The sequence below is a fragment of the Aeromicrobium sp. genome, from assembly GCF_036676885.1.
Classification (GTDB): Bacteria; Actinomycetota; Actinomycetes; order Propionibacteriales; family Nocardioidaceae; genus Aeromicrobium.
The window spans coordinates 1-4,687 of the sequence record NZ_JAKFCB010000015.1 but is presented as its reverse complement, the minus strand read 5'-3'; the positions used below and the strand labels follow the sequence as shown (position 1 = coordinate 4,687).

The 4,687-nt window shown below is 71.8% G+C and carries 4 protein-coding genes; 3 read left to right on the top strand and 1 reads right to left on the bottom strand.

What is annotated here, in order from left to right; genetic code table 11:
- On the bottom strand, window positions 1-689 hold a 689-nt coding region (locus V6M46_RS00795; RefSeq protein ID WP_332661776.1), incomplete at its 3' end, for a hypothetical protein.
- A gap of 154 nt (window positions 690-843) precedes the next feature.
- Here V6M46_RS00795 and V6M46_RS00790 point away from each other — a divergent pair.
- The 3 genes from V6M46_RS00790 to V6M46_RS00780 all read left to right on the top strand — a co-directional run.
- Entirely contained in the window at window positions 844-1,575 is a 732-nt protein-coding gene (locus V6M46_RS00790) for a GntR family transcriptional regulator (protein WP_332661775.1), read from the top strand.
- Between the two features lie 43 nt (window positions 1,576-1,618).
- Window positions 1,619-2,908: a hydroxyacid-oxoacid transhydrogenase gene (locus V6M46_RS00785; RefSeq protein WP_332661774.1), complete on the top strand. Its 1,290-nt coding sequence runs from the start codon at window positions 1,619-1,621 to the stop codon at window positions 2,906-2,908.
- Between the two features lie 94 nt (window positions 2,909-3,002).
- The coding region (locus V6M46_RS00780) for an FAD-binding oxidoreductase (RefSeq protein WP_332661773.1) at window positions 3,003-4,687 on the top strand (1,685 nt) is incomplete at its 3' end.

The window sequence follows — 4,687 nt, the reverse complement described above, 5'->3', positions numbered from 1 at the left end:
GTCATGACCGGCCGGGTCAGGTCCGACGGACCCGACGTGCGGGTCTGGAGGTTGCCGGGATCGACCGTCATGACGACCCGGATCTCACGGTCGCCCTGGGCGACGCCCTGGACGACGAGCCGGCAGTTGACGATGCGGCGCTCGCTCGTGCGGCAGTACTGGTCGAGGTCGTTCGTGACGACGCCGGCATCGGGCAGCAGCGCGGCGATCTGCGCCAGCATGCGACGCACGACGTCCGTGGGGGAACCGTCGATCCGCATGAGCGAGACGGTCGAGTCCGGCTTGGGCGGGTCCTCGAGCAGCTTGAACGAGTCGTCGCTCGGGCGGGTGTCGGGGGTCGGCGTGGTCGGGGTCGGTGGGGTGCCCTCGCTCGCCTCCTCGGCCGCCTCGGCGCGCGCCTCGGCGTCCTTCTGGGCCTGCGCGGCCTTGAGCTCGGGCAGGTAGGCCGCGATCAGCCGGTCGCTGCGGAAGCGGATCAGGGGTGCGAGCTGGGTCGCGCCGCGCGGCACCAGCAGGCCGTACGTGATGGGGCTCTCGGGCCCCGACTCGTGCTCGGTGACGTCAGGCGGCTGGGTCGTCGTCTGGGTCGACGTCGGCGTCGGATCGGCCGCGGAGCCCTCGCCGTCACAGGCGGCGACGAGGCTCAACGCCACGAGTGACAACACCACCCGGAAGCAGCGAGACTTCATGCGATCCCCTCGTCGAAGTCCCCATGGGGGACGCGGTCGTTCAGGCGTTCCGAGCAACGCCATTGCGACGAGATCTCGTGCACCAACACCACACGATATCGTTCCCCGCCAAGGGCTCGGGGCATATGGTCCGGCGCCCGGAGAGGAGCAGGCCATGGCCGCGCGGATCACGACGACCGACCGGGTGTTCGCGTCGTTGCGCGAATCCATCCTCTCCGGCGAGTTCCCGGCGGGTTCGCTGCACTCGATCTACCGGCTCGCGGACCTGCTCGACGTCTCGCGTACGCCCGTCCGTGAAGCGGTCCTGCGGCTCGCCGACATCGGGCTGGTCACGATCGAGCGCAACCGCGGCGTACGCATCCGGGGAGTCTCGGTCGCGGACATCCGGTCGGTGTTCGAGCTGCGGCTGATGATCGAGGTGCCGGCGGCCGCGTACGCCGCGGCGCATGCCGGCGATGACGACGTACGGGCGCTCCGGGCCGAGTTGGAGGGCATGCGAGCCGCTGCGGCTGACGACGACGAGGCGCGGTTCACGGCGCACGACCGGTCGCTGCACCACGCGATCGGCTCGATCCTCGGCAATCAGCGGGCGCAGCACGAGGTCGCCGCGCTTCGCGACTCGATCCAGACCCGCGGCGCGTCGACGCTGCACCGATCGCGCGGCATGCCGGAGATCCTCGACGAGCACGTGCCGATCGTCGAGGCCATCGCGGCGCGGGATCCCCAGGCGGCTGCCGCCCACATGGAGGGGCACCTGGTCAACACCGCCAACCTGCTCATGGCGCAGGCCGCGGGTCCCGACGACCCGGCGCCCGATGCCGGGTGGGCCGACCGGTTGAGGAGCCATCTGTACGTGCCCGGGCGAGCGGCGTCACCGCCGGAGTAGCATGCTAGTACGCTGGGACGCGTCGATCCGAAGGAGCAGCACCGTGCCGAGCTTTCATCCCGCGCACCCGGAGACGGTCTTCACGTACGGCGCCCCGGGCCTGAAGTTCGGCGTCGGAGCCCGCCACGAGCTCGGCCACGACCTCGCCCAGCTCGATGCCCGGCGCGTGCTGATCGTCACGGACCCCGGCGTCGCCGCGACCGGCGCTCCCGCCGAGATCGCCGAGTCGCTGCGGGCCGCGGCGATCGAGGCGATCGTCTTCGACCGCGCGCGGGTCGAGCCGACTGACGCCAGCCTCAGCGAGGCGATCGACTTCGCCCGGGCGGAGGGACCGTTCGACGCCATTGTCGCGGTCGGCGGGGGCAGCAGCATCGACACCGCCAAGGCCGTCAACCTGCTGACGACCAACGAGGGCGAGCTGATGGACTACATCAACGCCCCGGTCGGCCGGGCCCGGGCGCCGAAGCATCCGCTCCTGCCGCTCATCGCGCTGCCGACCACGACCGGCACGGGCAGCGAGAGCACGACGATCTGCGTCCTCGACGTCGTCAGCCAGCACGTCAAGACCGGCATCTCGCACGCCCGGCTCCGCCCGACCCTCGCGATCGTCGACCCCGAGCTGACGCTGACCCAGCCGGCCGGTGTCACGGCGGCCTCGGGCCTGGACATCCTGTGCCACGCCCTCGAGAGCTACACGGCCCGGCCCTACGAGTCGTACGAGCACAAGCGCGCCGACGAGCGGGTGCCGTACTGCGGGGCGAACCCGATCGCCGACATGTGGTCCGAGAAGGCGCTGACCCTCATGGCCTCGTCATTCCGCAGGGCCGTCCGCGACGGCGACGACCTCGCGGCACGCACGGAGGTCGCGATGGCGGCCACGTTCGCGGGCCTCGGCTTCGGCAACGCGGGTGTGCACATCCCGCACGCGAATGCGTACCCGATCGCCGGCCAGGTCCGCGACTTCCACCCCGTCGACTACGACGCCGACCACGCGATGGTGCCGCATGGGATGGCGGTGTCCCTGACCGCGCCGGCGTCGTTCCGCTACACGTTCCAGGCTTCGCCCGAGCGCCACCTCCGCGCGGCCGAGCTGCTCGCGCCCGGTGCGGATCGCCCGGATGACCCGGCCGAGCTGTTGCCGCAGGTGCTGACCGGGATCATGCGCGATGTCGGCATCCCGGGCGGCATCGCTGCGGTCGGCTTCTCGTCCGCCGACATCGACTCGCTGGTCGAGGGCACCATGAAGCAGCAACGCCTCCTCGCGACCGCCCCGCTCGAGGTCACCGAGGACGCCGTGGCGACGATCCTCGCCGAGTCGATCGAGCTGTGGTAGCCGTGACGCGCTCCTTCGGCCCCCGCAAGCGGGAGGTGCCCCCAGCGCTCGGTCGCGGCTCCGCCGCTGCACGGCTGTCGACCTTCGGTCGATCATGGTGACGTCCAAGGGGACGGCCGACATCGCCGCTGAGCTCCGGCGTCTGGGGGTCGCCGACGTCGACGACTCGACGCTGGCCTGCGCGCTCTACAGCACCGACGCGTCGCTCTACCGCGTCGTGCCGCAGGTCGTCGTACGCCCCCGCAGCGTCGAGGAGGTGCTCGCCACGGTCGAGGCCTGCCGGCTCACCGGCACGCCCCTGACGTCGCGCGGCGCCGGCACCTCTATCGCCGGCAACGCGGTCGGCACCGGGGTCGTCATCGACTTCACCCGTCACCTCAACCGCGTGCACGAGATCGACGTCGACGCCCGTACGGCCCGTGTCGACCCCGGCACGGTGCACGCGGTCCTCCAGAAGGCGGCCACGCCGCTGGGGCTCCGGTTCGGCCCGGATCCCTCGACCCACACGCGGTGCACGGTCGGCGGGATGATCGGCAACAACGCGTGCGGCTCGCGGGCCCTGGCATACGGTCGTACGGCCGACAACGTGGCGGGCCTCGACGTCGTGACGATGGCGGGGGAGCAGCTGTCCGTCGTCGCCGGAGGTCGCACCGATTCTCCGACCCTGGACCGGCTCGGTGACGTCGTGCAGGGCGGGCTCGGCGTGATCCGGACGGAGTTCGGGACGTTCGGCCGTCAGGTCTCGGGCTACAGCCTCGAGCATCTCCTGCCCGAGCGCGGGTTCGACATCGCCACGTTCCTCGCCGGCACTGAGGGGACGCTTGCGACGATGACGTCGGCGACCGTCCGGCTCGTCGAGGACCCGCCACACCGGCAGGTCCTGGTGCTGGGGTACGCGTCGATGGCTGAGGCAGCCGACGACGTCCCGGCACTGCTGCCGTTCGGCCCGACGGCGTGCGAGGGCCTCGACTCCCGCATCGTCGACGTCTTCCGTACGCACAAGGGCTCGGTGCCTGAGCTGCCGCGCGGACAGGGCTGGCTGTTCGTCGAGATCTCGGGTGACGAGCCGGGGCTGGTCGCCGACACGGTCCAGCGCGCGTCGACCGCTTCGTCGGCGATCGCCAGCCGGGTCGTCACCGATCCGCGTGAGCAGGCCGTGCTGTGGCGCATCCGCGAGGAGGGTGCCGGCCTCGCGACCCGCACCCTGCCCGGCAAGGCGCTCTCGGGCTGGGAGGACGCCGCGGTGCCGCCCGACAGGCTCGGCACCTACCTGCGTGAGTTCGACGCGCTGCTGCGCGAGAACGGCCTCGACGGCGTGCCCTACGGACACTTCGGCGACGGCTGCATCCACGTACGCATCGACTTCCCGCTCGACGCTTCCGGCGGCAAGGAGCTGTTCCGGTCGTTCCTGTTCGACGCCGCGACGCTCGTGGCTTCGCACGGGGGATCGTTCTCGGGTGAGCACGGTGACGGGCGTGCCCGCTCTGAGCTGCTGCCGCTGATGTACACCGCCGAGGCGATCGACCTGTTCGCCCAGGTCAAGGCCGTCTTCGACCCCGACGACCTGCTCAACCCCGGCGTCCTGGTGCGCCCGCGGCCGGTCGATGCCGACCTGCGCGGCCCCGAGTCGTCGCTGGACCGCCTCGACGGCCGGCTCGGCCTGCGGCTCCTGCACGACGCCGGCGACTTCGGCAAGGCCGTCCACCGGTGCACGGGCGTCGGCAAGTGCATCGCCGACAACGCCGGCTCGAACGGCGTCATGTGCCCGTCCTTCCAGGC

Coding starts and splice junctions, on each gene's coding strand:
- V6M46_RS00790 (WP_332661775.1), top strand. CDS start 844: ATGGCCGCGCGGATCACGACGACCGACCGGGTGTTCGCGTCGTTGCGC.